The organism is Prevotella sp. FD3004 (assembly GCF_000746155.1).
Classification (GTDB): Bacteria; Bacteroidota; Bacteroidia; order Bacteroidales; family Bacteroidaceae; genus Prevotella.
The window spans coordinates 256,452-279,663 of the sequence record NZ_JQKR01000008.1 but is presented as its reverse complement, the minus strand read 5'-3'; the positions used below and the strand labels follow the sequence as shown (position 1 = coordinate 279,663).

Sequence of the window (23,212 nt, the reverse complement as noted above, 5' to 3'; positions counted from 1 at the left end):
TTATATCTCTACTCTAGTCCGATTTCGGGCATGGGAATCTTGCGGTTGGCATTCTCCTTGGCACCGAGGTCAACAAGCTCGCGGCCTTTCTGAGCCACACTCTGGCGACCCGTGATGAGCTTGTTGTTTGCACTGTCGTAAGCCTCCTGCACCTTGTGGATTTTCTCGCCCAGCTCATTGTAGCGATGTACGAAGTCGCCCAGACGGTCGAGCAGTTGCTCGGCCAGTCCGAACACCTTCTGCTGGTTCTCGGCCTGCTGGTTCTGCACCCAGGCAATGTGTATCATGTGGAGGATGCCCAGCAGATTCTGCTCTCCTGTGACAAAGACCTTTTTCTCGAAAGCCTCGCGCCAGAGGGTAGGGTCATTGGCGAGGGCCAACTGTAACGACGACTCGAAGGGCACGAACATAATCACGAAGTCTACTGCGTCGCGCCCGTTCTTGATATACTTGGAATAGTCTTTACGCGCCAACTCGTTGACATGGCTGCGCACACTCTTGATATGATCCTGCAGGTAGCGCTCCTTCTCCTCTGGCGTCTCGGCATTGACATACTTCTCATAGGCAACGAGCGACACCTTTGAGTCGACAATGGCATCCTGGCCCTGAGGGTAATGCAGTATCACGTCGGGCTGCATCTCCTTGCCCGTCTCGTCGTGCTTCAAGGGACGGCCCATCTCGTCGCGCAAACGGGTCTGCACCTCATAGTGAATGCCCTCGGTAAGACCCTGACTCGACAGCAGGTCGCCAAGAATAATCTCGCCCATGTTGCCACTCACCTTATTGTCGCGGCGGAGCACGTTGGTGAGGCTCTCGGCACGCTCGCCAAGCTGCTGGGTCTGTTCCATCATCAGGCGTATCTGCTCGCGGAACGAAGCTGCCTGTGCCACGGTGCCCTTGCTGTTCTCGTCGATGGCTTTCTGCATGTTGGCAATGGCGTCTTTCAGCGGCTGGGTGATGCCTGTCATCGTCTCGGTATTCGACTCTTTCAGCTTCGAGGCACTGCGCTCCAGCACCTGCTGCGCCATGTTCATAAACTGGGCGTCGCGCTTCTCACTCTCCTCCTTGCGCTCTCCACGTTCTGCTTCAATCTGCTGGCGCACCAGCTGCAGCTCACGCCCCTGGGCCTCAGCCCTGGCGTGAAGATCCTTGTTCTCGGCTTCCAGATGGTGCAGACGACTGGTGGCCTCTTGCAACTGCTCACCCTTCATGGAGAGCTCTATGTCTTTCTTGCCGCCCTCAATGCGGAGCGCGTCCATCTTACGGTCCATGAGCAGGTAGAGCAACACGGCGCCTACCGCCACACCTATTATAATATATAAGGCTGTCATCATACTGTTAATTTTGTTGCAAAATTAAAAAAAAACTTCGTAATTCCGATTAATCTGTGAGTTTTTTTGTATATTTGCCCCGTACAAAAACCATTTATCATTAACTTAAAACTTTAAAGATTATGGATTACAAGATTATCGACATTGAAGGTGTAGGCGACGTTTACGCTGAGAAACTCGTAGCAGCTGGTATCAACAAGGTGAGCGAACTGCTTGAGAAATGCGCTGCTCCCAAGGGACGCAAGGAGCTGGCAGAGGCAACCGGCATCAGCGAGAAACTGATTCTGAAGTGGACAAACCATGCTGACCTGTTCCGTATCAATGGCGTAGGACCGCAGTTTGCCGAACTGCTCGAAGCCGCTGGCGTTGACACCGTGAAGGAGTTCCGTCATCGTCTGGCAGAGAACCTGCAGCCGAAGCTTGTTGAGGTGAACGATGCCAAGAACATCTGCAATCGTGTGCCTGCCGTCAGCGAAGTACAGAAAATGATTGACCAAGCCAAAGAGCTTGAGCCTAAAATGACATATTAATAAGAAAAATCCCCGATTAGTCGTCGGGGATTTTTTAACTTCAGTATCTTTGATGTCTTTCTGAATTTTAGACAGGTTTTTCTTTTTAATCGATAAGCCCCCACTGACCGCTTATACAGATGAACTGCGTTAATTGCATGTCTACTACCCGCATGGAGGGCTTTACATACTGGGTCTCAATTCTGGCTCGACGAGAGCTGTGTCCTGATATCTTTTCCATCGTCTGATTTTAATGAAGATTAAAGTAATATTGCGATTCATCAGAATCACGCTACAAAGATACGAAGATTCACGTAATCTGCCAAACTTTTAGACGGAAAAAATAAACACATATCCAAACAGTGATGTCTTTTCTGTTTAGTTTAATAAGAGAGTGCGGATGCGATGACGAAGAGGTTCTTGCTCCTTGCCGCCATATTCCCAGTACATACATCCTTTAAGGTTGTGGTCTATAACGTACTGACATTTGATGCTGACGGATCGCTCGTTCTCATATCCATAGACAAGTTGCCCGTCCTTGTCAGCCCAATAGGGAACCTCTGATTTCGAATGCCAGCATTCCGTCATGCTTCCGTCGTTCTCTGTTACGCCTCGTCCATATAAAGGAATACCCATGACTAACTTCTCCCGGGGAACTCCTGATGAGAGATGGGCTTCAACGGCTTGTGAGGTCGACATCCAGTCTGTAATCTCTGATGGGTATAGGGCAGAGTGATGATAAGGAGGGTCGCCCATGTCATATGACATCACATTGACCATGTCCAGGTATTGAATACATTCCTTAAAGTCGATATATTCCGCGCTGGCAATAGTAGCACACGAAAGAATGTGCTGTTCCCCCAAAGCAGAGCGAAGATCGTGCATGAGAAGCGTGAAATTCTTTGTGTCATCTGGCGATGATGATATCTGGGCTGTAGATTGAGTGGGATATTCCCAATCAATGTCTATACCGTCAAGACCAAGTTCCTTTACTATCTGACAGCAGGAGTCGGCAAAACGTTTACGGGTGACTGACGAAGAAGCCATCTCGCTGAAACGGCCACTCCTCCATCCCCCTACGGAAAGCACGACTTTCAACTTCGGGTTCTGCTTCTTAAGGGCAACGATCTGCTTGAGACGATTGACATTGTCTATAACGACACCATCAAAAGATGGGCTTACATGACCAAAGGCATAATTGATGTGAGTCATTTCCATAGGGTCTGGAATCGTTTCGGACCAGGAGGTCACATAAGCGGTAACGACCTTTTCACCAGAGAAATTGAGACTGTCGGCTGTGCTCTGCTCAATCTTTGGTACGTTCTGCCCATCTGTCTGAATGGTGGTTATGAGTAATGCTGCCAATAAGAATATCTTATTCATGCTTCGTGATTAGGTATTCTTTGACATCTGACCAGTGATAATAGGGGGCACAGTTTGTCTTAAGGGCAGGAACAGAAGTCTCGTTCTCGTTGAGTAGGAACTTGACAAGAATGTCATCGGAGCCCTTTTTACGGTAGAAGATCAACTGAATATTGGCTGCCATTGGGATAATTTTATCAATAGAGATATGCTTGTACAGATTCTCTATATCAGACGTACCTCCCATAGCCTCCTTTAAACCAAGCAAGAAGCTTAATGGCAGAACAGAACTGTCGTGACTGAACCGGAGTGTTATGCAAGGCTTGCCGGCTTGGATCACATGGTCGGCCGTGCTGACGATGCTGTCGAGCACTTCTTTTTGTTGCAGATAGTTGGGAGTAGAGCCGGGAATGAGACCTGCTGATAATAGCCAGCCGGCATTATAGCCAGTCCACATATTAAACAGCTCGTCCTTGGTGAAGATATCTATCAGCGAGATGTTCAGCTCGGGCACGTTCTGCAGATCTTCTGCCACATTGTAAAGAGCTTCCATCAGCATCCTGCCGTCGACGAACAGGCTTGCACGAGGTACGTCGGTGAACAACGATGCCATCAGACGGTCGGAGTTGTGGGCTCGTTCGAAAATGGCAGAACGCCGCTGCTCGTAGGTCTCACTCTGCGCTGTCGCTTTAGGTTTGATGCTGAGATCCTCAACGACGTACTTCATGTCGCGTTTACTGGCGTCCATAGCAATCTCCAAGTTGGGGTTCATGATCTGTAATTCCTGACAGAAGTTGAACATACTCAGCATACAACGACGTGATGTTGATGATTTCGCATCGATTTGCAGAGGCTGAGACAGCAACTCGTGGAAACGCTCATACATGCGATGAGCTATCTCGCGGTGCTGCCGTGCACCAAGCTTTGAGAGGTCGCCATCGCGGTTCCATGCGTCGGCATATCCAATCTGTAGTTTGGTAAGTACATCTTCACCTCTCGCTGAGAGAATGCCAAACTGGCGGGCGCTGTCAAGTTTGTTGATGGCCGTAACATAGTAGTCGTTATTCGACATGTAGCGTGAGCCGTGTCGCCCGTAGTGACTGATATAGAAGGGCTCGTAGCCTTTGGGCGCCATTGTCAGCTTCTGGGTCTTCGGCTTGGGATAGGCAAAGTAGTTTGAGCCTGTGCGATAGATGTCTTTATAGATTTCTTCCTTTGATGTCTGGGCCGTTGCCGTAACAGTCATTGCCAGAGATATAAACAGGGGAATGATACGGTAGTTCATAAGGTCGATGCTTTATTTCTTATAGGTAATATTAGCTTCTTTCAGCATGTTGCGGTAGTAGCTTTCCACATCTTTCCAGTGATAGAACGGGTAGCTGTCAGTCTGAATGGGAATAGAGGTCTCGTTTTCGTTCATCAGGAACTTGACAAGAATATCATCAGAGCCTTGTTTGCGGAAGAAGATGAGTTGAATGTTTGCGGCCATTGGAATCAGACGGTATAAAGCGAAATGGTTATGCAGGTTTTCCATATCGTCTGTTCCCTGCATGGCTTCTTTCAGCCCGAGGATATAGGCAAAGGGTAATACGGTACTGTCGTGGCCGAAACGCAGTCGTACACCACTCTTCCCTGAGCGAATCATAAGGTCTGCTTCGTCAAGGAAGTTGACCAGAAGCGGGAAGTGAGCGTACTGATTGGGCTGTGCTCCAGGCATCAGTCCCTCCCATAGACACCAACTGGCATTATATGAGCGGAAACCATCGATGAACTCATCGTCGGTAAACAAGTCGTTGAACGACAGGTTGAGTTCTGGCAGACAATACATGTCGGCGGCAATGTTCCACAGTGCGTCGGTAAACTTATAGTTGTCAATGAACTTTCCGGCAGCTTCTGGGTTAGTGAACAGCAGTTCAAACTGATGACGGCCGTTGAGCATCTTATGACGGAAGCTGTCGAGCTTTTCATACAATTCATCGTCCTTCTCCGATTTGGGGATGACAATGCTGTCGTTGGCAATCATGTAGTACATGTCGTGTTCACTGGCATCCATCGTGATGTCAAGATTGGGGTTCATGATTAACATCTCCTGACAGAAGTTTGCCATACTGAGCATGCAGCGCCTGACTGTAGAAGAGTTGGCCTTAACATGGAGTGGTTGCGACATTAACGACGGATAGTTCACCATCAGGCGATGGGCGATGGCGCGATGCTGGCGTGCGCCGAGCTGGGTCAGGTCGCCAGCCCTATGGTGAGCATTGGCAGCGGCAATATTCAGGCGCTGCAGCACTTCCTTGCCGTAAGCTGTCAGCAGACCAAGTGTCTGTGCTGTGTCCATTCTGCCGATAGTGTATTTATACTCTTTGTCGCCTGTCATATAGCGGGCTCCGTGACGGCCATAGTGAGTCACATAAAAGGGCTCATAGCCAGCAGGAGCCGGGGTGATATGTCCTGAGGGGGTGGGGTAATTACAATAATTTCCTGTGGCCAGATCCAGATGAGCACGCAGTTCTGTCATGGATGTCTGGGCATGGACGCCGAGGTAGAGTCCCGCCACCATGCAGAAAATAGTAATTCTGAGGTTGTTCATAAGTCTTTATTTATATAAATGTTTTATTATTAATAGTTCCATAGTCCTTTTCTTAGGGCTTGGCGTAGTGTTCCTTCATTATCATCATGATCGTATGACCAGACCATTGCACCGGCCAGTCCTTTTTTCTTGATGTATTTGCATTTGTCTGCAATAGAGGATGCATTTTCAAAAGAACAGATATTGGTAGAGTGACCTTTCCAGACAAGATAGGGGACGCATGCATCGTCATCCCACATTTGGGTGTATTTATCGTCTTTCTTTATCAGCTCCTTTACTGCACTATAAGAAATATCCTCCTTCAGTTCGCTGTTTTCGCCATTGGCATGACCGTAGAATGGAATTCCCATGACAAGCTGTGATTCGGGAACGCCGGCACTGATATAACTTAATATAGATGTATTACATGATGACTTGGTCATCGGTGATGAATGTAATGGCGAATTGTGATACGGAGGCTCGCCCATGTCATAGGTCATAACATTGACGTAGTTGACGTACTTGATGAGATTCTTCATGTCGTAATAATCGGGATGATTAGCACTGACATCAATAGACAGGATCTTCGGATGACTCTTATAATACTTATCGAAAGTCTCTCGGATAGTCTTCATCATTTTGGTGAGGTTCTCCTTGTCGTTGGAACTGTACCCGATTTTTTGCGAGGTCGCGTTTCCCGGATATTCCCAGTCAATGTCAATACCGTCTAAGTGTAAAGAATCAATTAAACGACTACAGCTACTGATGAACTTCTTCACTTTGTTGTTGTCTTTTGCTATCTGACTGAATCCGTCAACGCCCCAACCTCCGACCATCAGGATAACTTTTACGTCGCTATTGTTTTTCTTCTTCAGATCCATCAGCTGAGCCATCTTTAATGCGCCGCTTTTTAGTTTGAGAGTGCCATCGTAAGGAGTCTCAAATACTGCTTTCGAGACGATGACATGTGTCATATAGTCAAAATCAGGCATTACGTTCTCTTTTCTCCAGAAATATTCGATAATGGGTGTCTTGGATTCGCCACGTGTAGAAATGATTTCAGAAGAGTCCTCAGAGACACGATCAGTTAACTCGTCCTTATCGTATGAACAGCCTAAGCATAAGGCAGATATCATGATTATTGAAAGATACTTTTTCATATTTCCAATTATTTATATTTTTATATTTCTGTTAGTTGGTTTATTGGTACAACCCGTTTCACACTGCTTTCCGTAGTGTGTCTTTGTTGTTGTTGTGACTATGTAGTCGGTATCGGTTACGGCTTTTTCAGAATCACCAACCATAGGTCTGCGTCAGTGTGTAGCCGCGCTGACTATAGTCGTCAATCTGTTGCTGTCCGATGGGAGCCAGATAGTTACGATCGCTGAATGGCTCTCGGTTTGTGGCGTTACGAACAACATAGAAGCCTACCATTTCACTGGCATTGCTACCATCGTAGGTTACTCTGCTACCATCCTTTTTCTGGACTGTCAGCACGCCAACAAGTTTGTCGAGGTATTCATTGGTGTCATTATTTGGCATTACTATCTCTTTCGAGAAGTCTATCCACGGGCCGAGGTAATTGTCGGCATCTCGGTTGTAGTCCATATAATTGAGCTTATGCCAGCGGCGCAAGTCCTTAATGCGGTTACCCTCATTGAAAAGTTCCATACGGCGCTCACGACGGATTTCCCATAGTAGCGCAGGCACGTCGCTATCGCGTGCTGGATCCTCAGGAATAGCATTAATGTCAAGGGCTTTCGTCTGCTGTATGCCACGTGACTTCGCATCCTCGTCTAAAGGTCGTTTGCGGATGGCGTTGATGCTTCTGTCCAGATCTGCCTGTGTGACAGCCGTACCACCATAACTCAGTGCCAGTTCTTCCTTAGCTTCAAGCCAGTTGAGCACGATTTCGCCCAATCTCATCAGTGGGGCATCGTTCTCATTGAAGTCTGAGTACCATGTTGGCTTAATGACATTATGTGTTGCCTCATAATACTGGAGAGCCTCTTTTGAAGCATATTTATAATGGTATATCAATGACGAGGAATTGACATCTGGCTTGTTGTAGAAACAGGCATCAAAACGCGGATCCCTGGTTTTTGCCAGATTCTCCAGACTGAAGTCGTTGGCACCCTCGACCTCTGAGATGGTGTAGGGTTTACCATCACTACAGTTGAAAGCTTTGATAAAGGCCAGGTTCACACCCGTCTCACTTTCCGATCCTCCGTTGTAAGAGCCTATAGCGTGTGTGATGTTGAGTGCCGCATCATAATGGCGATAGAACAGAACCTCTTTGTTACTACTTAGATCGAACGATGCAAACAGACTCTTATAGTCGCTGTCAAAGCTCCATTTGCCACTATTAATCACCATGTCGCCCGCTTTTACCGCCAGCTCCAGATATTTCTTGGCTCGGTTGGCATCTCCGCCGCCACGTTCCGTTCCATGGTATTTCTGCCATGTGCCCTCGTTGAGCATGAAACGACTGATGTATCCTGCAGCTATATACTTGTTGAGGAACAGGGCTCCGTCATCGTCTCGCATATTGTCTAGTGCATAGTTGAAGAGCACGTATACACTATCCATGACAGCACCGCGTGCATCACGATCCTTATACATTGTGTCAGGATCATCGTCCTCGACAACATTGGCAAAGTATGGCACATCACCATAGACACTGACAAGGTCTGCATATTGGAATCCTTTCAGGAATTTAGCTACGCCCATCCAGTGACGGAAAGTCTCATCGTCGACATTGTTTCTGGCAACAGTGTTCAGACGGTCGATAAAAATGTTCAGCGAGCGGATTACTCCAAAACCCCATGTCGGTCCGTAATATTCTGTTGAACAACCGCGTGACTCGCTCTTCGATCCCAACGAGGTTGGTACTTTGTTAGTAAAGTATGATTGCGTCCCTTCGCTGACGAAGTCGTCGCAGAACCCTGTAGAATAGGAGTATGCCCAGTCACGATCCCATTCAAGGCCATATCCTGGGAAGAATATCTCATAGAAGTGGTTGGCGTAAGAACGCAAGTCACTCTCTGAACGCCAATAGTTGGTGTCCTCCATTGTAGTCAGCGATTCTCTGTCAAGCAGATCGCTACATCCGCATAATAGAGCTGCGGTAAGGAACAGAAAGGAATATATAATCTTTTTCATTGTTTTATGCTTTTAGAAGTTCAACTGTACACCGATAGAAACTGTTTTGAAAGTAGGAGTACCCACTCCCGTGCGTCCTTGAGGACTGCCGAAATATGTGTTGCCTGTTTCAACCTCTGGGTCGATGGGAAGGCCGCGGAGTTTGTCCCATGTCAGCAGATTCTCTGCAGTAAAGTAGAATCGTGCCTTGTCGATTCCGATTTTTCCTGAAAGGGTATGCGGTATCGTATAGCCGAATGTCAGGTTCTTCAGTCGCAGATAGGCCATATTCAGGATATAGCGGTCGTTGATCATGAAATTATAGTTGTCGTTGCTGGAACTCATGCCTGCAGCTGCTGGATAAAATGCATTAGTATTGGTCTCTGTCCAGTAATCATCGGCAATAGCTGCTGCCATGCAACCATCGGAGTACTTATAACCGGCAATACAAAGCGGTCCTTGTCCCCAGATCTTACGTTTACCGATACCTTGGAACATCAGGCTCAGGTCGAATCCTTTCCAGTCTGCACCGATACGGAAACTGTATTCGAATCTTGGAGTGGAGTTTCCTATTTTTACAAGGTCACCATGATCATTCACCGTTTGTGTACCTTTTGAGAGACATCCATCACCATCGGCATCCTTATATTTTACATCACCAGGACCAAAATGGAAACTGCTCCCCTCGAAATACGACTGATATACAGGTTTTGAACCATCGGCATTGGGCTTGAGTATGTATGACATCTTGCCTACACAGTTTGCATCATCTGTGTCAGCTTCTGTCAGTGCCCGGTAAATCAGGTTACCATTGCCATCTGTTTCAAAGTCATCCCACTGATACAAACGGTCTACTTGGAATCCCCATATTTCTCCGTATTCCTTACCGACATACCAGTCACTCAGATTCTTGGTGTCACCGAATTTCTTAACGACAGACTTGTTGTCGGCAATGCTAAATTGACCGTAGATGCCTAATCCATTGGCAAAACGGTGGTTGTAGTCGATTGTCAGTTCCCATCCTTTGGTGCGTAGCTGGCCATTATTAGCCTTTGGTGCGCTGGCACCATAGGTGACGGTATTTACACCATCGGTTGGTACAATCATGTTCTTCGTGTCACGCTGATACCAGTCAAAGGTAAGTCCTAACTCATTGTTAAACAGTCGAATGTCAACGCCTAAGTCGAGTGTCTCAATTTTCTGCCAACTGATGGATGCTGATACGGCAGAAGGTGTATCGACATAGAACACTTTTGTGCCGCTTCCGCCAATCCAGCTGCTGAAGCCTGTGCCCATCGTAGGAATATAGAGCGACGAACTGACAGTCTGGTCGCCAATTGATCCCCAAGAACCTCTTACTTTCATGGACGAAAGGAAAACTTTCGACCAGTTCATGAACTTCTCCTCGCTGATGCGCCATCCTGCAGAGAAAGAAGGGAACCATTTCCATCGAAGGTCTGTTGGGAATTTTGAGGTCCCGTCGTAGCGTAGGTTGGCCTCGAAGAGGTATTTATCGGCATAGGCATAATTCAGTCGGCCAAAATAGCCAAGTTGTGATGACCATGATGCTCCACCATCACCAGTCCACGTACCGGTTCCGAAGGCAAATTGTGGGTTTTCGAAATTGGTGAGTTCTGTAACCTGTGTGCTTTGGCTGGTAGCATCGTAGGTAGTCAGGTTTAATCCCACCATGAACTTAAAGTCGTGTACATCCATTACCCTCAGCGTGTAGTCTGTATAGGCGTTGAGCGTGTGGCTGTAAGAGTTCTCGTGGCTACGTTTGTAGAGGTTTGGCTTGTCAGCACCATTGTAGTTTGCCATATACGGCAGTTTGTAGGAGAGCATGGCTCCCTCGCTGTCTGCACTTACTACTTGTCCCTCGCTGTTGACATATATCTTGTTGCCATCTGCGTCTCTGCGGACAATAGGGGTGTCGCGGTAGGATGCAGCACTCAGCGTGGAACCAGGATAAGTGGCTATATACTCCTTATTATAATAGGTGTAGTCTGCCTTGATTTCCCAGTTCTTGAGAGGTGTGATGGTTACGCCCATATTTACACTCGAATAATTAGTCTTCTGACTTTGAGTGCCTGCCTGCATCGTTGCGCTCTGAGCCGAGCGGATAATTTCGCCGTCTTCATTGTAGCCCAGAGGCATTAGAGGTGACCATCGGTAGAGGTAGATCCAAGGACCGTCGCTGCCCGACTCGGTCAAGAACGGATATCTCTTATTGAACGACGAGAACATCATACCGCCTCGTACGGTTAGGAACTTGTTTACTTCAGTCTCGAGTTTGACAGAGGCATTATATTTCTTGAAATTGTCTGTACAAGTACTGAACATACCGTCTTGACTCAGATATCCTAGTCCGATATTGAAAGTTGTATTACCCTTTTTACCATTGACGGTAATATTATGCTTGGTAGAGGGTGCATTCTCTTTGATAATATAGTCGTAGATGTTGTATGGACGGATACCATAGATTCGACCACTTTCATAGTACCAGTCACGGCCATAGACCATTGGGTCGTCGGCTCCCATGCTTCCATATTTGCTAATCCATTCCTTGGTCTTCTGGATAGATTGTTCACTTGTTCGGAAGTAAGAACCTGTATAAAGTCCGTCGTAAGAATAGTGACCGGTATGCATGCTGTCTTTCTCACGAGCACGGCAGTCCAGCATGTACTGGAGACCGTTGACTCCTGCAACATCATAACTCTTTGAGAGATTCTCCCATGCTAGGTTTCCTGTATATGAGAAAGATATCTTATCCGTTTTTGCGCCCTTCTTTGAAGTGAGCAATACTACGCCGAAGGCTCCTTTTGATCCGTAGATAGAGGCTGAAGCTGCATCCTTCAAAACGGTAATCGATTCAATGTCATCAGGATTAACAACTTGAAGCGAAGGTATTTCTACGTTGTCAAGCAAAATCAGTGGTGAAGAACCTCCTTCATAAGAGCCGATGGCACCACGAATCTTCATCTTCGGGTTTGAACCCACCTCACCTTGAGGGTCGGTGATGGTAAGTCCTGCAACAGCTCCCTGCAGACCACGACCTACATCAGATATTACGCGGCCTTCAAACTGCTTACTGGCATCTACCGATGCTACGGCACCAGTCAGGTTGGCTTTCTTTTGTGTTGCATAGCCTACAACTACAGTCTCGTTAAGTACCTGTGAATCATCTTCAATGACTATTCTCAGATTATTCCCTGCTTTTACTTCCTTGGACTTATAGCCAACATAACTGACAATCAGTGTACTTCCTAAAGGGGCTTCTATGGAAAACTCACCATTTATATTTGTGATAACACCATTCTTTTTCCCTTTTTCTAATACTGTAGCACCAATCAGTGGTTCTCCGCTCATATCGAGCACGACACCAGTTACTCTCGGATGACTGCCGGGTGAACCTATATGATAGCTGTCTTTTGCAGGTTGCTTGGAAAGTACGATGTACTTGTTGGTGGTGAACTCATAAGAGATTTCCCTGTCCTTGACAAACTGATCCATGAAAATCTTCAATTTGCCAGAAGTCTGACCAAACGACACTTTCGATTTGACGTCCAAATCGACATCACTGTAAACGAGCAAAAAGTCTGTTTGCTTCTCGATTGCATTAAAGAACTGCGAAATGGTTACAGTCTTCGAAGGTAACTTTAGATTCTGGTTTTGAGCTTGTGATACCAGAACGAAGCACTGGACAAAGCAGATGGTTAGCAGAATCCTTGCCTTTTTTAGAATTAGGTTTGCTTTGGATTTCATCTTGATAGATTTTAATTTTATTAATATTTAGTTGGTTGAATTTCCAATTCTGTCTATATAACCCCAAGCATCGCCAAATCCATTAATGAAAATCTTACTTTTTTTAAAGAAATGTTATGTTTAACCTTTTTTACCTATAACTAATGGTAGAGTGTAATTTCATTCGTTTCATCATTCTTCTCAATCTTAAAGGGGTGAACCTTCTGAATGAGTCGCAGAATTTCCATAACACCATCACGCTGGCGGAATTTGCAGGATACCTCCAGATTCTCAATGGCAGCGTCTTTCACGGTTATGTGTACATCATAATAAAGTTCTAATTTTTTGATGATGGTTTTCATACGTTGCTTGGAGAATAAATAGATACCGTCTTTCCACATAATGGGATCTTCTTCGATAGCACTAATCACATAACGACCATCTTTCTCCGTTAATTGCTGATTAGGTAATAAGACAGCAAGGTTCTTTTCGTCCTTCAGTTCGGAAACTTCGACTTTTCCTCGTAAAAGTGAGACGGTAAGAGGTTCGTCAGGATATGCGAATACGTTGAAGCTGGTACCTAACACCTTAATATTCTGTTGCCCGTTAGTAGTTACAATAAATGGATGCCCTTCGTCTTTAACGACATCAAAATATGCCTCACCCGAAAGCTCTACTTTACGCTCCTTGTTAAATGAAGACAGATATCTTAGCTTCGAATGGGCGTTCACCCATACGGTACTGCCGTCTGGTAAGACTATATGTGCTCGCTGACCATCAGGTACGGTTAAAACTTGTGCTATTGAGCTTTCTGCAGAACTCTGCAGCTGACTATAAATAAACCATGTGCTGAATATACCGATGAGAAATACTGCGGCATAGCGTAATATTGTTAGACTGATAATGCTTGCCCTTTGCTTGCGGCGAATACTAAGGAAGTGCTGATAACCTTTATTTCCTGCATCAAAATCGGTTAGAGAAGCTTCCAAATCTGTAAGCGATAGGATGTTCTGGATATCCATCATGTCTTTTCTCAAATGAGAATCTGACTCGGCCTCACCGAGTAGCTTAATCTGCTCAGTATTGTTTAATTCCTTCTGATAGTATTTTATAACCCTCTCGTCCATTTCGCTTCCTTGTTCTTAATATGTATATAATCAGAGTGATTACAGAAACCACTAATTGTAGGATCTTATTGTTTGTTAATAAATCCAAAAAGGAAAAGAATGATAGGCAGATAGTCTTTAAGTTCTTCTCGTAGTTTCTTATAGGCTATACCCATTTGTACTTCTACGGTGTTAACGGATATCCCAAGTTCTTCGGCTATCTGTTTCTGTTTCTTCCCTTTCAATTTACTCATGACAAATATTTGCCTGCATCTTTCGGGCAGTTTATTTAGAGCGTCATAGAGCAAATCCTCAATACTTTTTTCGTCAGAGAAGGCAGTGTTGAGCGATTCAAGAGAGTCATATCGTAACCTTATTTCCATTGTATACTCTTTCTGGATTCTCTCCTTTGCTTTTTCGACAGTCAGTTTTTTGCGAAGTGTTTTTAGCGATTCATTCTTGATGGCTGTAAAAAAATAGCTTGTCAGATTAATATTCTCGTCAAATAGATTCCAGCGTTCATATACTTTTATGAATACATCTTGGACAATGTTTTCAGCCTCTACATCATCAAGGACATATTCCCGTGCAAAATTTTTAGCTCGGGAATACCAACTGATATAAAAATGCTCAAAACCATCTTTCATGATGCAAAGATAAGAAAAAATGAGTATAATACAAAATAAAATGTTTGTATTTTTGTTACTTGGTAAAAGTGATCTATAATATAGATAGTTGTCATATGCTAAAAATACCCCACACTTCTTACACTTCCCACACCTAACCGATCTTTGCTTTGGGTGAGGGAAGTGTAAGAAGTGTGAGGTGAAAAGTGAGTATTGCAACTACTCTGTTCTTTAGCGAGATGCTCGTTTTTTGTGAAAAACACGTCTTAATGACTGAATGGTACCTTTAATAACAAAAGTTCCTTGCTTTTTACTATAAAGAAAGCCTCGCTCATATCAGAGCGAGGCTTCTCATCGTTATGATGTTTTCACTTAATTGTATTTCAGAATCTGTCCTGGCATCAGGCGGATGTTCTTGCCGATGCGGTTAAGTTTACAGAGGGCGTCGACAGTGGTGTGACACTTGCGGGCGATAGACTGAAGCGTCTCACCTTTCTTGACCTTGTGGAGGTGAACCTCAGGTGCAAACGATGCTGAGGGGGCTGCAATAGCAAGTTCAGAATCGTCGTCGGCATCAGATGAAAAACGACTACTGTTCTTGCCTGCATTGGCACCGCGCAGACGAGTGGCCTGAGCTGATTCTGCCGCATACTTACTGCGACGGAAGGTGTAGAAGTCGCCCGTAACGTCCTGATTGCGGAAGTCGAACATCAGGGCAGGGTTCAGAGCTACGCCGCAGAGACGGGTCTCGAAGTGGAGGTGAGAGCCTGTGCTGCGTCCGGTGTTACCGCCAAGACCGATAGGGTCGCCAGCCTTTACTTCTTCATTTTCACGTACGAGCTGTTTCGACATGTGACCGTAATATGTTTCCAAACCATTGTGGTGGCGGATAACGACATACTTACCATAGCCACGGGGCTCATATTTTACGATGCGAACCTTACCACTGAATGCAGCGCGGATGGTATCGCCAATATACACTTTGATGTCAAGACCCTTATGCTGACGTCCCCAGCGGGCACCGAAGTTAGAGGTTACAACGCGGCTTTCTGTTGGCATACAGAAACCACGGAGGTCGATAGTAGCCTCGTCGGGGAGGGTAACGCCTGAATAATGGGTAAGGTTATTACTCCATTCGTCATAAAGATCACCTGAGGGGTTCTCAAACATTTCCTGCTCAATCAGTCTGTTGAGAACTATAGAGTCGACGGCTTTCATCTTGCGATCCACAGGAGCCTGACGGGCCAACAGATCCTGCCCCTGAGCAGGGGTAGATGTAAAGGCCATAAATGTCAATAATGCAGCCGACTTTAAAATTTTAATTGTTATCATTACGGATATGGTTTGTCTGTTAGAGCAAAATTATCGTTTGCAAAGATAGGTAATTTATTCCAAAAACATGCAGAAAGCTGTCTCCGTTAACAAAGTTTTTTATTGTTTTAACACTTTCGCTAGGAAATAGCAGCCCAATTGACATTGGTTTTTCGGAGCTGGCGCAACCGATTCCAAAGCATAAAATAACGGTCTGACTGGCACTCAGGATCATCGTCGATGACCTTCTGCGCTTCGTTGCGGGCCATTTGCACAATCTGTCCGTCACGGGCAATGTCGGCAATCTTCAAATCGAAGGCCATGCCGCTCTGCTGGGTGCCTTCTAAGTCGCCGGGACCGCGCAGTTTCAGGTCGGCCTCGGCAATGCGGAAACCATCGTTAGTGTCGCACATGATGTCAATGCGTTTACGGGTATCTTCGCTGAGTCTGGGAGGCGTGACGAGAATACAGAAACTTTGGTCGGCACCACGGCCTACACGTCCACGGAGTTGATGGAGTTGGGAGAGACCGAAGCGCTGGGCGTCGAGGATGACCATCACAGAGGCATTGGGCACATTGACACCAACCTCGATGACGGTGGTGGCTACGAGTATCTGGGTCTCGCCACTGACAAACCGCTGCATCTCTTCTTCCTTCTCCTTTGGCTTCATGCGGCCATGTACCTTGCTGAGACGGAATTCAGGGAAGGCCTGCCGCAACACTTCGAAGCCATCTTCAAGATTTTTCAAATCACTCTTCTCACTCTCTTCGATGAGCGGGAATACAATATACACCTGACGTCCCTCACGGATTTGTTGGCGGATGCCATCGTAGAGCGAGGTCATGCGGGAGTCGAAGACATGGGTTGTCCTTACTGGTTTGCGCCCTGGCGGCAACTCATCGATAACGCTTACGTCAAGGTCACCATAGAGTGTCATGGCAAGAGTGCGGGGGATAGGCGTGGCTGTCATCACAAGCACATGAGGTGGATTTTGACTCTTGCTCCATAGTTTGGCACGCTGTGCCACACCGAAGCGGTGTTGCTCGTCGACTACAACGAAGCCGAGGCGTGCGAATTGTACAGTATCCTCGATTATGGCATGTGTTCCAACGAGGATGTCGATGGTGCCGTCCATCAGTCCCTCAAGTACTTCGTCGCGACGTTTCCCTTTCACGATTCCTGTTAGCAGTGCCACGCGCAGGTCCATCCCTTTGAGAAACTGCATAATAGTCTGAAGGTGCTGTTCGGCAAGAATCTCGGTAGGTGCCATGATGCAGGTCTGGTAACCGTTGTCAATGGCGATGAGCATTGACATGAGGGCTACGAGGGTTTTGCCGGAGCCGACGTCGCCCTGAAGAAGACGATTCATCTGGCGTCCACTGCCGGTGTCGGTTCGTATCTCGCGGATTACACGCTTTTGGGCTTCTGTCAAGGGAAAAGGCAGGTAGTCGTGGAAGAAAGTGTTGAATTGCCGACCAACTTTCGAGAATACGTAGCCACGGTATTTGCGGCGTTGGTCACTGGCGTAGCGCAAAATGTTGAGTTGGATAAAGAATAGTTCTTCAAACTTGAGACGTACTCTGGCTCGGTCCAACTCCTTGAAGTCCATTGGGTTGTGGATAGTGCGTAGGGCTCTGTCACGCGACATCAGGAAGTGGGGCGCGGTGATGAAGTCGGGAATGGTCTCTGGAAGCGGAGGTAATTTCTCAAGTAACCCTCGTGTCAGTTTCTCAATAGTCTTTGAATTGAGCGCCCGTTTCTTCATTTTTTCCGTCGTGGAGTAATAAGGGCGCAGTCCGAAGTTTGTCTGCTCCTGACCATCGTCTCTAATCTCTTCGATGTCAGGATGGGTTACGTTAATGCGGTTGTTGAAGATGGTGGGTTTACCGAAGACGATATATTCTTTCCCTATTTTGTACGACTGTTTGGCGTATTTGCCGCCTTGGAACCAAACAAGGTCCATGATGCCTGTGCCATCGGTGAAGTGAGCCACCACACGCTCTTTGCGAGGCCCCATCGCGAAAGTCTCAAAACTGAGGATGTGACCAACAATCTGTACAAAGGGCATATCACCTGTCAACTCATGGATGCTGTAGAACTTGGAACGGTCAACATACTTATAAGGATAATTGTAGAGCAGATCGCCGTAAGTGTGGATGCCGAGTTCGTCGCCCAGAATCTTTTTACGGTTAGGTCCTACACCAGGGAGATATTGTATGTCTTGGTCTAGTATGTCCATTCAGATAAGGACCTCTGCGATTTTGAGATCGTAGGGGGTCGTGATTTTAATGTTCTCGCGGTTGCCCTCAACAAGGGTGATTTCTTGTCCGTAGCTTTCTACGACAGAGGCATCGTCGGTGAAACCATCATTGTAGGGCTGCTGATTGGCAGCCTTTAACAGTTGGATGTCGAATGTTTGCGGAGTCTGCACAAGACGGAACTCATCGCGAGGAACTGTTTTCGAACTATTGCAAGATAATTGGCGGACAGTCTCGACGACGGGAATCACGGGAATGACAGCTTTCTTTTTGCGGGCAGTCTCGTAGCATTTGCGGATAACGTCGATGTCGGGGAAAGGGCGCACGCCATCATGCACGCCTACCACGCCCTGTGCGTCGTTGGGTACTAAGGCTAGTCCGTTCTGTACGGAATGGAAACGTGTCTGTCCGCCATTAGCCAACAGATAATCCACGTTGAAGGCATATTTTTTGCAGAGTTCATGCCAGTAGTCTTGCTGAGCCTTTGGTAATACAAGGATGATGCACAAATCGGCTGAGTATGCACGGAATCGTTCTAGCGTACGCATTAGCACTGGTTTCCCGCCAACAGGTAGGAACTGCTTGGGAATGTCGCTTCCCATGCGCAACCCCTTTCCACCTGCCACTATGATTACATAATCCATATTATGCCATGAGGTGTTTGAAACGCATGCCTTCGGCTATCTGGTCGGAGGTTCCTTTGTTGACTAACTGGGTGAGGAGCTCATAGGCGTAAGGGAATGCTGCAGCAGGTCCTTCGGCGGTGATGATGTTGCCATCGACAGTAACGAGATCACCAGTATACTGTGCATTCTTTAGTTCTGACTCAAAGCCAGGGTAGCAGGTGGCCTTCCTGCCATCAAGGATGCCAAGTGGTGCCAGTACAACAGCGGGAGCAGCACAGATAGCTGAGATTTTCTTGCCTGCCTCGAAGTGAGCCTTCAGTGCCTGACGCACGCCCTCGTGGGCAAACAGGTTGCTGGCTCCTGGCATACCGCCTGGCAGCATCAGCAGATCGGCATCAGAATAGTCGCCTTGCTCGAACTGGATGTCTGCTTCGACGTTTACACCATGAGCCGACTCTACAAGCGGAAACTCGGTGGTACTCACCGTTATCACATCAACGCCGCCGCGACGCAATACGTCAACGGGAATTAAAGCTTCTACATCCTCGAAGCCGTCTGCTAGGAATACATAAACTTTTGCCATATTATTTTCTTTTTGAAGTTATCTGAGCGCAAAGATAATAAAAAAACTTTGAGAATCTGTTTATTCTGTGGCTTTTTTTGTATTTTTGCAACCAAAACAAGTAATTATGGAAAGTCGGAAACTCAGATTTGCCCTTTTTGGTAATATCTATCAGACCAAGAAGTCGGCCTCGATTCAGAAGGTGCTCTCGTGCTTGGCAGAGCATGACGCAGAGTTGTATGTTGACATGGAATATTATTACTTTCTGAAAGATAATCAGCGTATTAGTATCGATGCAGCCAAAATATTTACGGGAGACGACTTTGATGCCGACTTTGTCATTTCAATGGGGGGGGACGGAACTTTCTTGAAGGCTGCCAGTCGTGTGCGCCAGAAGATGATCCCTATTCTTGGCGTGAACATGGGTCGACTGGGATTCCTAGCCGATGTAAGTCCTTCGGATATTGAGAAGTGTATGGATGCACTCTATGCAGAGGAATATTCTATAGAGAACCGTGCACTGATACAGGTAGAACTGGATGGTGAGAAGTTGGAAGGCTTCGACTGCGCACTGAACGATGTGGCTATTCTGAAACGCGATACAGCCTCGATGATTTCTATCCGTGCAAATATTAACGGTGAGTATCTGACAACCTATCAGGCTGACGGTTTGGTGATAAGCACTCCTACGGGTTCTACGGCTTATTCGCTTTCGAATGGCGGCCCCATTATCGTGCCTGGCACTAAAGTCTTTTCCATGACGGCAGTTGCGCCTCATTCTATGAATATTCGCCCTATTGTATTGTCAGACTCTTCTGAAATCTCGCTTACCGTAGAGAGCCGTAGCCATAATTTCCTCATTGCTATAGATGGCCGCTCGGAGAAATGCAAGGAGGGAACGAGAATTACGCTTCGTCGTGCACCATTTGATGTGAAGGTAGTGAAGCGTTCTGGTCAGCGTTATTTCAATACGCTTCGTGAGAAAATGATGTGGGGTGTCGATGCCCGTTGATTTACTTCTACTTTAATTAATGTACACGCGAGAGTGAAAACTTAAAGTGTGTTAAAGGACTGAAGATTTCTTCCAAAAAGTTTGGAGGATATATCTATTAATCTTACTTTTGCAGTGTACTATTGAAGTGGTACACTATAACAGAAGTAATTATCAACAATATAATTAAGATCGTTATGATAGAAGTAAAAAACATTAGTTTTAAGTATGCCGGAGGTAAACATCTGGTATTTGATGATTTCAGTCTGGAGCTGAAACAAGATAATATTTACGGTTTGCTTGGTAAGAATGGTACGGGCAAATCAACTCTGCTGTATCTGATAAGTGGACTGCTGAGACCTAAGAAAGGAAGCGTAAGCTTAGATGGTATTGAAACGAAGAAGAGAAGGCCGGAAACACTTCAGGATATCTTCATTGTACCCGAGGAGTTTAATCTTCCTTCTATGACACTAAATGAGTATGTTAAGATAAACCGTCCTTTCTATCCTTTGTTCAGTACGACGGTGTTAGAGGGCTGTCTGAAGGATTTCGATCTTACGACTGATGTGAAGTTGAATGCTCTTTCGATGGGCCAGAAGAAGAAGGTTTTCATGGCTTTCGCTCTTGCTGCCAATACTAAGGTGCTGCTGATGGACGAACCGACTAACGGACTCGATATTCCTTCGAAGTCGCAGTTTCGAAAGGTCGTGACACAATATATGACGGGCGACCGTACACTGATTATCTCTACCCACCAGGTGCACGATGTAGAGGCTTTGCTCGACCATATTCTGATTCTCTCTCAGCAGAAACTGTTGCTTGATGCGCCAGTGGCTGAGATTCAGGAGAAGTACACCTTTGAGTATCGTACTCCAGACCAGATGGACGATGTGCTTTATTCGGAACCTTCACTTCAGGGTAATGCGGTGATTGCGCCTCGTAAAGAGGACAGTCCTGAGACTCAGGTGAATCTTGAATTGCTGTTTAATGCTGTAACCCAGGGTAGAATTTAAGGAGGTGAGCGTATGATACAGTTTAATATTCATAGATTTAGGAAACTGGCACAATGGTCGCTGACCTGTGACAAAAACTTCTATCTGAGGAAGTTCCTCCAGGTGTTTGTCTTGCTGACCTTGTTGTTCCTTGCGAATACAACAAACTTTTTTCAGTTCAACGTCAACGGGGCTAACCGTAACTATGCTATGTGTTCTGTGATAACGATAGCGGTATTATTGGTCAATTTTATCATAGGTCCGTCAACGATGTTCACGAGTATGAAAGGCAAGCACGATCTTCAGATGTTGCTGATGTTGCCTGCATCGAATTTTGAGAAATACCTGATGCGCTATTCTACGTGGATCATCCTGATGCCTATATATCTGGTCGCTTTTTTCTCTGCAGACCTGATTCAGTATGCGGTGAACACGCTGATGGGGAGTGAGAATGTCCTGTTCGTAACAACCGATATATATCAGAGATTGAGCTCTATTATGTTACCCGTGCAATATGTGCCTGCTGCAGCTATTTATACAGTTATTATCTTTTCGCTGTCTCTCCACTCTTGCTATGTACTTGGCGGCACATTTTTCAGATCGAACAAGTATGCCTGGATACTCACGACATTGGTTCTCATTGTGCTGTGTATGCTGCTTTTATTTCTGAGTCCAGAAAAGACTGTTGGCATTAGTAGTAAAGCTTCTACGCATGAGCTTGTGATTGAGGATGTCATCTATGTGCTATGGCTCTTTGTAAACTTCTGGCTGTCTTATAGGCTCTTCTGCAGGACACAAGCGGTTGGAAAGTTCGTGAATCTGTAAGAGATATAAAGTGAATAGTAATAACAAATTGATTATGAACAATTTCAATATATGTAGATTTGGTAAGACGTTCCATTGGTATCTGAGTGTAATCTTCTACCCGTGGCTGATGTGGACGATAGGATATGCGCTGGTAACGTTCTTTGGCGAGTGGTTGTTTTGGTATTTTCATAAAGGACAATCCTCTGAATATATCATAGACAGTATAGCAGGATTCTTTGCTGTATTTATCGTCATTGGCTTAGCTGTCGGTGTGAGCCAAATATTCTCTGATATAAATAAGAATGCGAGGCGTGAGGCCTTTCTCATGTTGCCGGCATCAAACATAGAGAAGTACCTTTCGGCGGTGATTTTTGTAACGGTTATATGGACTTTCTGTACTTTCCTGTCGTTTGCTGTCGGAGACACGGCCAGAATGATATTCCGTAGTTTGACATATGGCGAAGAATGGGTTTCGGGCATTCCAGAACTGTTGGATCACATGACGCCTAGATTTAATGATACATCCAGTTTCTCATATAACATGATGGAAAGGACGTTGCTTGCAGTCATCATCCTATGGGTCCACTCGGCCTATGTACTCGGAGGAACGCTGCTACGTAAGTATTCCTTCGTCCTGACGAGTATGGTAATCATCTTAGTCGTGGCTCTGTTTGGAAGAGTACTGATGTATTTCGAGATTTCAATATTTCAGACTAAGTGGGAAGATAATGTATGTATAGATGCATCGGTGGGTGCTATGGCTTATGTACTCGTTGTGGTACTGCCTCTTCTCGCCTGTTTTAACTACTGGGCGTCGTATCATATCTTTAAAGGTTTTCAGTTAATAACTAATAAGTGGACTAATTATGATTTTTTCAAACGATAAACCCATCTATATTCAAATGGCCGACCGCCTTTGTGATGAGATACTCTCTGGAGTATATCAAGACGACGACCGTATACCCAGCGTTCGTGAGTATGCCGTGCTACTGGAAGTGAACACCAATACTGCAGTGAAGGCTTATGAACAGTTGGCCCGTGAAGAGATTATCTACAATAAGCGCGGATTAGGTTATTTTGTGACCAAAGGTGCAAAGAAGCAGATCATGAAAGCCCGTAAGCAGGAGTTTATGAAAGAGCGCTTGCCAGAACTCTTCCGCCAAATGAACTTGCTCGATATTAGTATTGGGGATGTTGAAGAAGCTTATAGAAACTTACAAAATGTTAAAGAATGAGAGTTTTCTTCAATAATTTGAAACTTTTCGATGATAATGAG

At 45.9% G+C, this 23,212-nt stretch carries 20 protein-coding genes; 6 read left to right on the top strand and 14 right to left on the bottom strand.

From position 1 onward, the window contains the following. Window positions 1-8: 8 nt before the first annotated feature. Window positions 9-1,334, bottom strand: coding sequence for a DNA recombination protein RmuC (gene rmuC / locus T325_RS01355; protein ID WP_231622169.1), 1,326 nt, complete (start codon window positions 1,332-1,334; stop codon window positions 9-11). A gap of 119 nt (window positions 1,335-1,453) precedes the next feature. On the opposite strand from rmuC, the gene T325_RS01350 reads away from it, so the two are divergent. Beyond that, the gene (locus T325_RS01350) at window positions 1,454-1,861 is read left to right on the top strand and encodes a DUF4332 domain-containing protein (RefSeq protein ID WP_036909725.1); all 408 of its coding nucleotides are present in this window, start codon (window positions 1,454-1,456) and stop codon (window positions 1,859-1,861) included. Between the two features lie 85 nt (window positions 1,862-1,946). Here the strand turns inward: T325_RS01350 and T325_RS12970 are convergent, their stop codons facing one another. From T325_RS12970 to T325_RS01290, 13 genes are all read right to left on the bottom strand, one after another. Next, window positions 1,947-2,081, bottom strand: coding sequence for a hypothetical protein (locus T325_RS12970; RefSeq protein WP_255327761.1), 135 nt, complete (start codon window positions 2,079-2,081; stop codon window positions 1,947-1,949). A gap of 137 nt (window positions 2,082-2,218) precedes the next feature. Then, window positions 2,219-3,223, bottom strand: coding sequence for a glycoside hydrolase family 18 protein (locus T325_RS01345; RefSeq protein WP_081910999.1), 1,005 nt, complete (start codon window positions 3,221-3,223; stop codon window positions 2,219-2,221). After that, complete coding sequence (locus T325_RS01340) at window positions 3,216-4,487, bottom strand: histidine phosphatase family protein (RefSeq protein WP_036909723.1); 1,272 nt, start codon at window positions 4,485-4,487, stop codon at window positions 3,216-3,218. Before T325_RS01340 ends, T325_RS01345 begins: the two co-directional genes overlap by 8 nt. A gap of 12 nt (window positions 4,488-4,499) precedes the next feature. Continuing rightward, entirely contained in the window at window positions 4,500-5,792 is a 1,293-nt protein-coding gene (locus T325_RS01335) for a histidine phosphatase family protein (RefSeq protein ID WP_143058367.1), read from the bottom strand. Window positions 5,793-5,821: 29 nt separating this feature from the next. Beyond that, window positions 5,822-6,931 carry a glycoside hydrolase family 18 protein gene (locus T325_RS01330; protein WP_081910998.1) on the bottom strand — a complete coding sequence of 370 codons (1,110 nt, stop codon included), beginning with the start codon at window positions 6,929-6,931 and terminating at the stop codon, window positions 5,822-5,824. Window positions 6,932-7,064: 133 nt separating this feature from the next. Next, entirely contained in the window at window positions 7,065-8,933 is a 1,869-nt protein-coding gene (locus tag T325_RS01325; protein WP_036909719.1) for a RagB/SusD family nutrient uptake outer membrane protein, read from the bottom strand. Window positions 8,934-8,945: 12 nt separating this feature from the next. After that, window positions 8,946-12,677, bottom strand: a complete 3,732-nt coding sequence (locus tag T325_RS01320) for a SusC/RagA family TonB-linked outer membrane protein (RefSeq protein WP_231622168.1) — start codon at window positions 12,675-12,677, stop codon at window positions 8,946-8,948. Window positions 12,678-12,817: 140 nt separating this feature from the next. Beyond that, window positions 12,818-13,783, bottom strand: coding sequence for a FecR family protein (locus T325_RS01315; RefSeq protein ID WP_036909718.1), 966 nt, complete (start codon window positions 13,781-13,783; stop codon window positions 12,818-12,820). 65 nt (window positions 13,784-13,848) lie between these two features. After that, complete coding sequence (locus tag T325_RS01310) at window positions 13,849-14,409, bottom strand: RNA polymerase sigma-70 factor (protein WP_036909717.1); 561 nt, start codon at window positions 14,407-14,409, stop codon at window positions 13,849-13,851. Window positions 14,410-14,760: 351 nt separating this feature from the next. Beyond that, complete coding sequence (locus T325_RS01305; protein WP_036909716.1) at window positions 14,761-15,720, bottom strand: M23 family metallopeptidase; 960 nt, start codon at window positions 15,718-15,720, stop codon at window positions 14,761-14,763. A 119-nt stretch (window positions 15,721-15,839) separates the two neighbouring features. Continuing rightward, window positions 15,840-17,939, bottom strand: coding sequence for an ATP-dependent DNA helicase RecG (recG, locus tag T325_RS01300; RefSeq protein ID WP_036909715.1), 2,100 nt, complete (start codon window positions 17,937-17,939; stop codon window positions 15,840-15,842). Then, a complete protein-coding gene (locus T325_RS01295; protein WP_036909714.1) occupies window positions 17,940-18,602 on the bottom strand; it encodes a 2-C-methyl-D-erythritol 4-phosphate cytidylyltransferase in 663 nt (220 codons plus the stop codon). A gap of 1 nt (window position 18,603) precedes the next feature. Beyond that, window positions 18,604-19,167 (bottom strand): DJ-1 family glyoxalase III, encoded by a 564-nt coding sequence (locus T325_RS01290; RefSeq protein WP_036909713.1) that lies wholly within the window; start codon window positions 19,165-19,167, stop codon window positions 18,604-18,606. A gap of 106 nt (window positions 19,168-19,273) precedes the next feature. Here T325_RS01290 and T325_RS01285 point away from each other — a divergent pair, with 106 nt between their 5' ends. The 5 genes from T325_RS01285 to T325_RS01265 all read left to right on the top strand — a co-directional run bounded on the left by T325_RS01285 (window position 19,274) and on the right by T325_RS01265 (window position 23,171). Continuing rightward, window positions 19,274-20,158, top strand: a complete 885-nt coding sequence (locus T325_RS01285; protein ID WP_036909712.1) for an NAD kinase — start codon at window positions 19,274-19,276, stop codon at window positions 20,156-20,158. A 176-nt stretch (window positions 20,159-20,334) separates the two neighbouring features. Then, entirely contained in the window at window positions 20,335-21,150 is an 816-nt protein-coding gene (locus T325_RS01280; protein WP_036910107.1) for an ABC transporter ATP-binding protein, read from the top strand. 12 nt (window positions 21,151-21,162) lie between these two features. Continuing rightward, window positions 21,163-21,954, top strand: a complete 792-nt coding sequence (locus tag T325_RS01275; protein ID WP_036909711.1) for a hypothetical protein — start codon at window positions 21,163-21,165, stop codon at window positions 21,952-21,954. Window positions 21,955-21,988: 34 nt separating this feature from the next. Continuing rightward, entirely contained in the window at window positions 21,989-22,822 is an 834-nt protein-coding gene (locus tag T325_RS01270) for a hypothetical protein (protein WP_156097617.1), read from the top strand. Then, the gene (locus T325_RS01265) at window positions 22,803-23,171 is read left to right on the top strand and encodes a GntR family transcriptional regulator (protein WP_036909709.1); all 369 of its coding nucleotides are present in this window, start codon (window positions 22,803-22,805) and stop codon (window positions 23,169-23,171) included. Before T325_RS01270 ends, T325_RS01265 begins: the two co-directional genes overlap by 20 nt. Window positions 23,172-23,212: the final 41 nt, after the last annotated feature.

Coding starts and splice junctions, on each gene's coding strand:
- T325_RS01290 (WP_036909713.1), bottom strand. CDS start 19,167: ATGGCAAAAGTTTATGTATTCCTAGCAGACGGCTTCGAGGATGTAGAA.
- T325_RS12970 (WP_255327761.1), bottom strand. CDS start 2,081: ATGGAAAAGATATCAGGACACAGCTCTCGTCGAGCCAGAATTGAGACC.
- T325_RS01350 (WP_036909725.1), top strand. CDS start 1,454: ATGGATTACAAGATTATCGACATTGAAGGTGTAGGCGACGTTTACGCT.
- T325_RS01310 (WP_036909717.1), bottom strand. CDS start 14,409: ATGAAAGATGGTTTTGAGCATTTTTATATCAGTTGGTATTCCCGAGCT.
- T325_RS01330 (WP_081910998.1), bottom strand. CDS start 6,931: ATGAAAAAGTATCTTTCAATAATCATGATATCTGCCTTATGCTTAGGC.
- T325_RS01345 (WP_081910999.1), bottom strand. CDS start 3,223: ATGAATAAGATATTCTTATTGGCAGCATTACTCATAACCACCATTCAG.
- T325_RS01265 (WP_036909709.1), top strand. CDS start 22,803: ATGATTTTTTCAAACGATAAACCCATCTATATTCAAATGGCCGACCGC.
- T325_RS01335 (WP_143058367.1), bottom strand. CDS start 5,792: ATGAACAACCTCAGAATTACTATTTTCTGCATGGTGGCGGGACTCTAC.
- T325_RS01280 (WP_036910107.1), top strand. CDS start 20,335: ATGATAGAAGTAAAAAACATTAGTTTTAAGTATGCCGGAGGTAAACAT.
- recG (WP_036909715.1), bottom strand. CDS start 17,939: ATGGACATACTAGACCAAGACATACAATATCTCCCTGGTGTAGGACCT.
- T325_RS01295 (WP_036909714.1), bottom strand. CDS start 18,602: ATGGATTATGTAATCATAGTGGCAGGTGGAAAGGGGTTGCGCATGGGA.
- rmuC (WP_231622169.1), bottom strand. CDS start 1,334: ATGATGACAGCCTTATATATTATAATAGGTGTGGCGGTAGGCGCCGTG.
- T325_RS01285 (WP_036909712.1), top strand. CDS start 19,274: ATGGAAAGTCGGAAACTCAGATTTGCCCTTTTTGGTAATATCTATCAG.
- T325_RS01340 (WP_036909723.1), bottom strand. CDS start 4,487: ATGAACTACCGTATCATTCCCCTGTTTATATCTCTGGCAATGACTGTT.
- T325_RS01270 (WP_156097617.1), top strand. CDS start 21,989: ATGAACAATTTCAATATATGTAGATTTGGTAAGACGTTCCATTGGTAT.
- T325_RS01320 (WP_231622168.1), bottom strand. CDS start 12,677: ATGAAATCCAAAGCAAACCTAATTCTAAAAAAGGCAAGGATTCTGCTA.
- T325_RS01275 (WP_036909711.1), top strand. CDS start 21,163: ATGATACAGTTTAATATTCATAGATTTAGGAAACTGGCACAATGGTCG.
- T325_RS01315 (WP_036909718.1), bottom strand. CDS start 13,783: ATGGACGAGAGGGTTATAAAATACTATCAGAAGGAATTAAACAATACT.
- T325_RS01325 (WP_036909719.1), bottom strand. CDS start 8,933: ATGAAAAAGATTATATATTCCTTTCTGTTCCTTACCGCAGCTCTATTA.
- T325_RS01305 (WP_036909716.1), bottom strand. CDS start 15,720: ATGATAACAATTAAAATTTTAAAGTCGGCTGCATTATTGACATTTATG.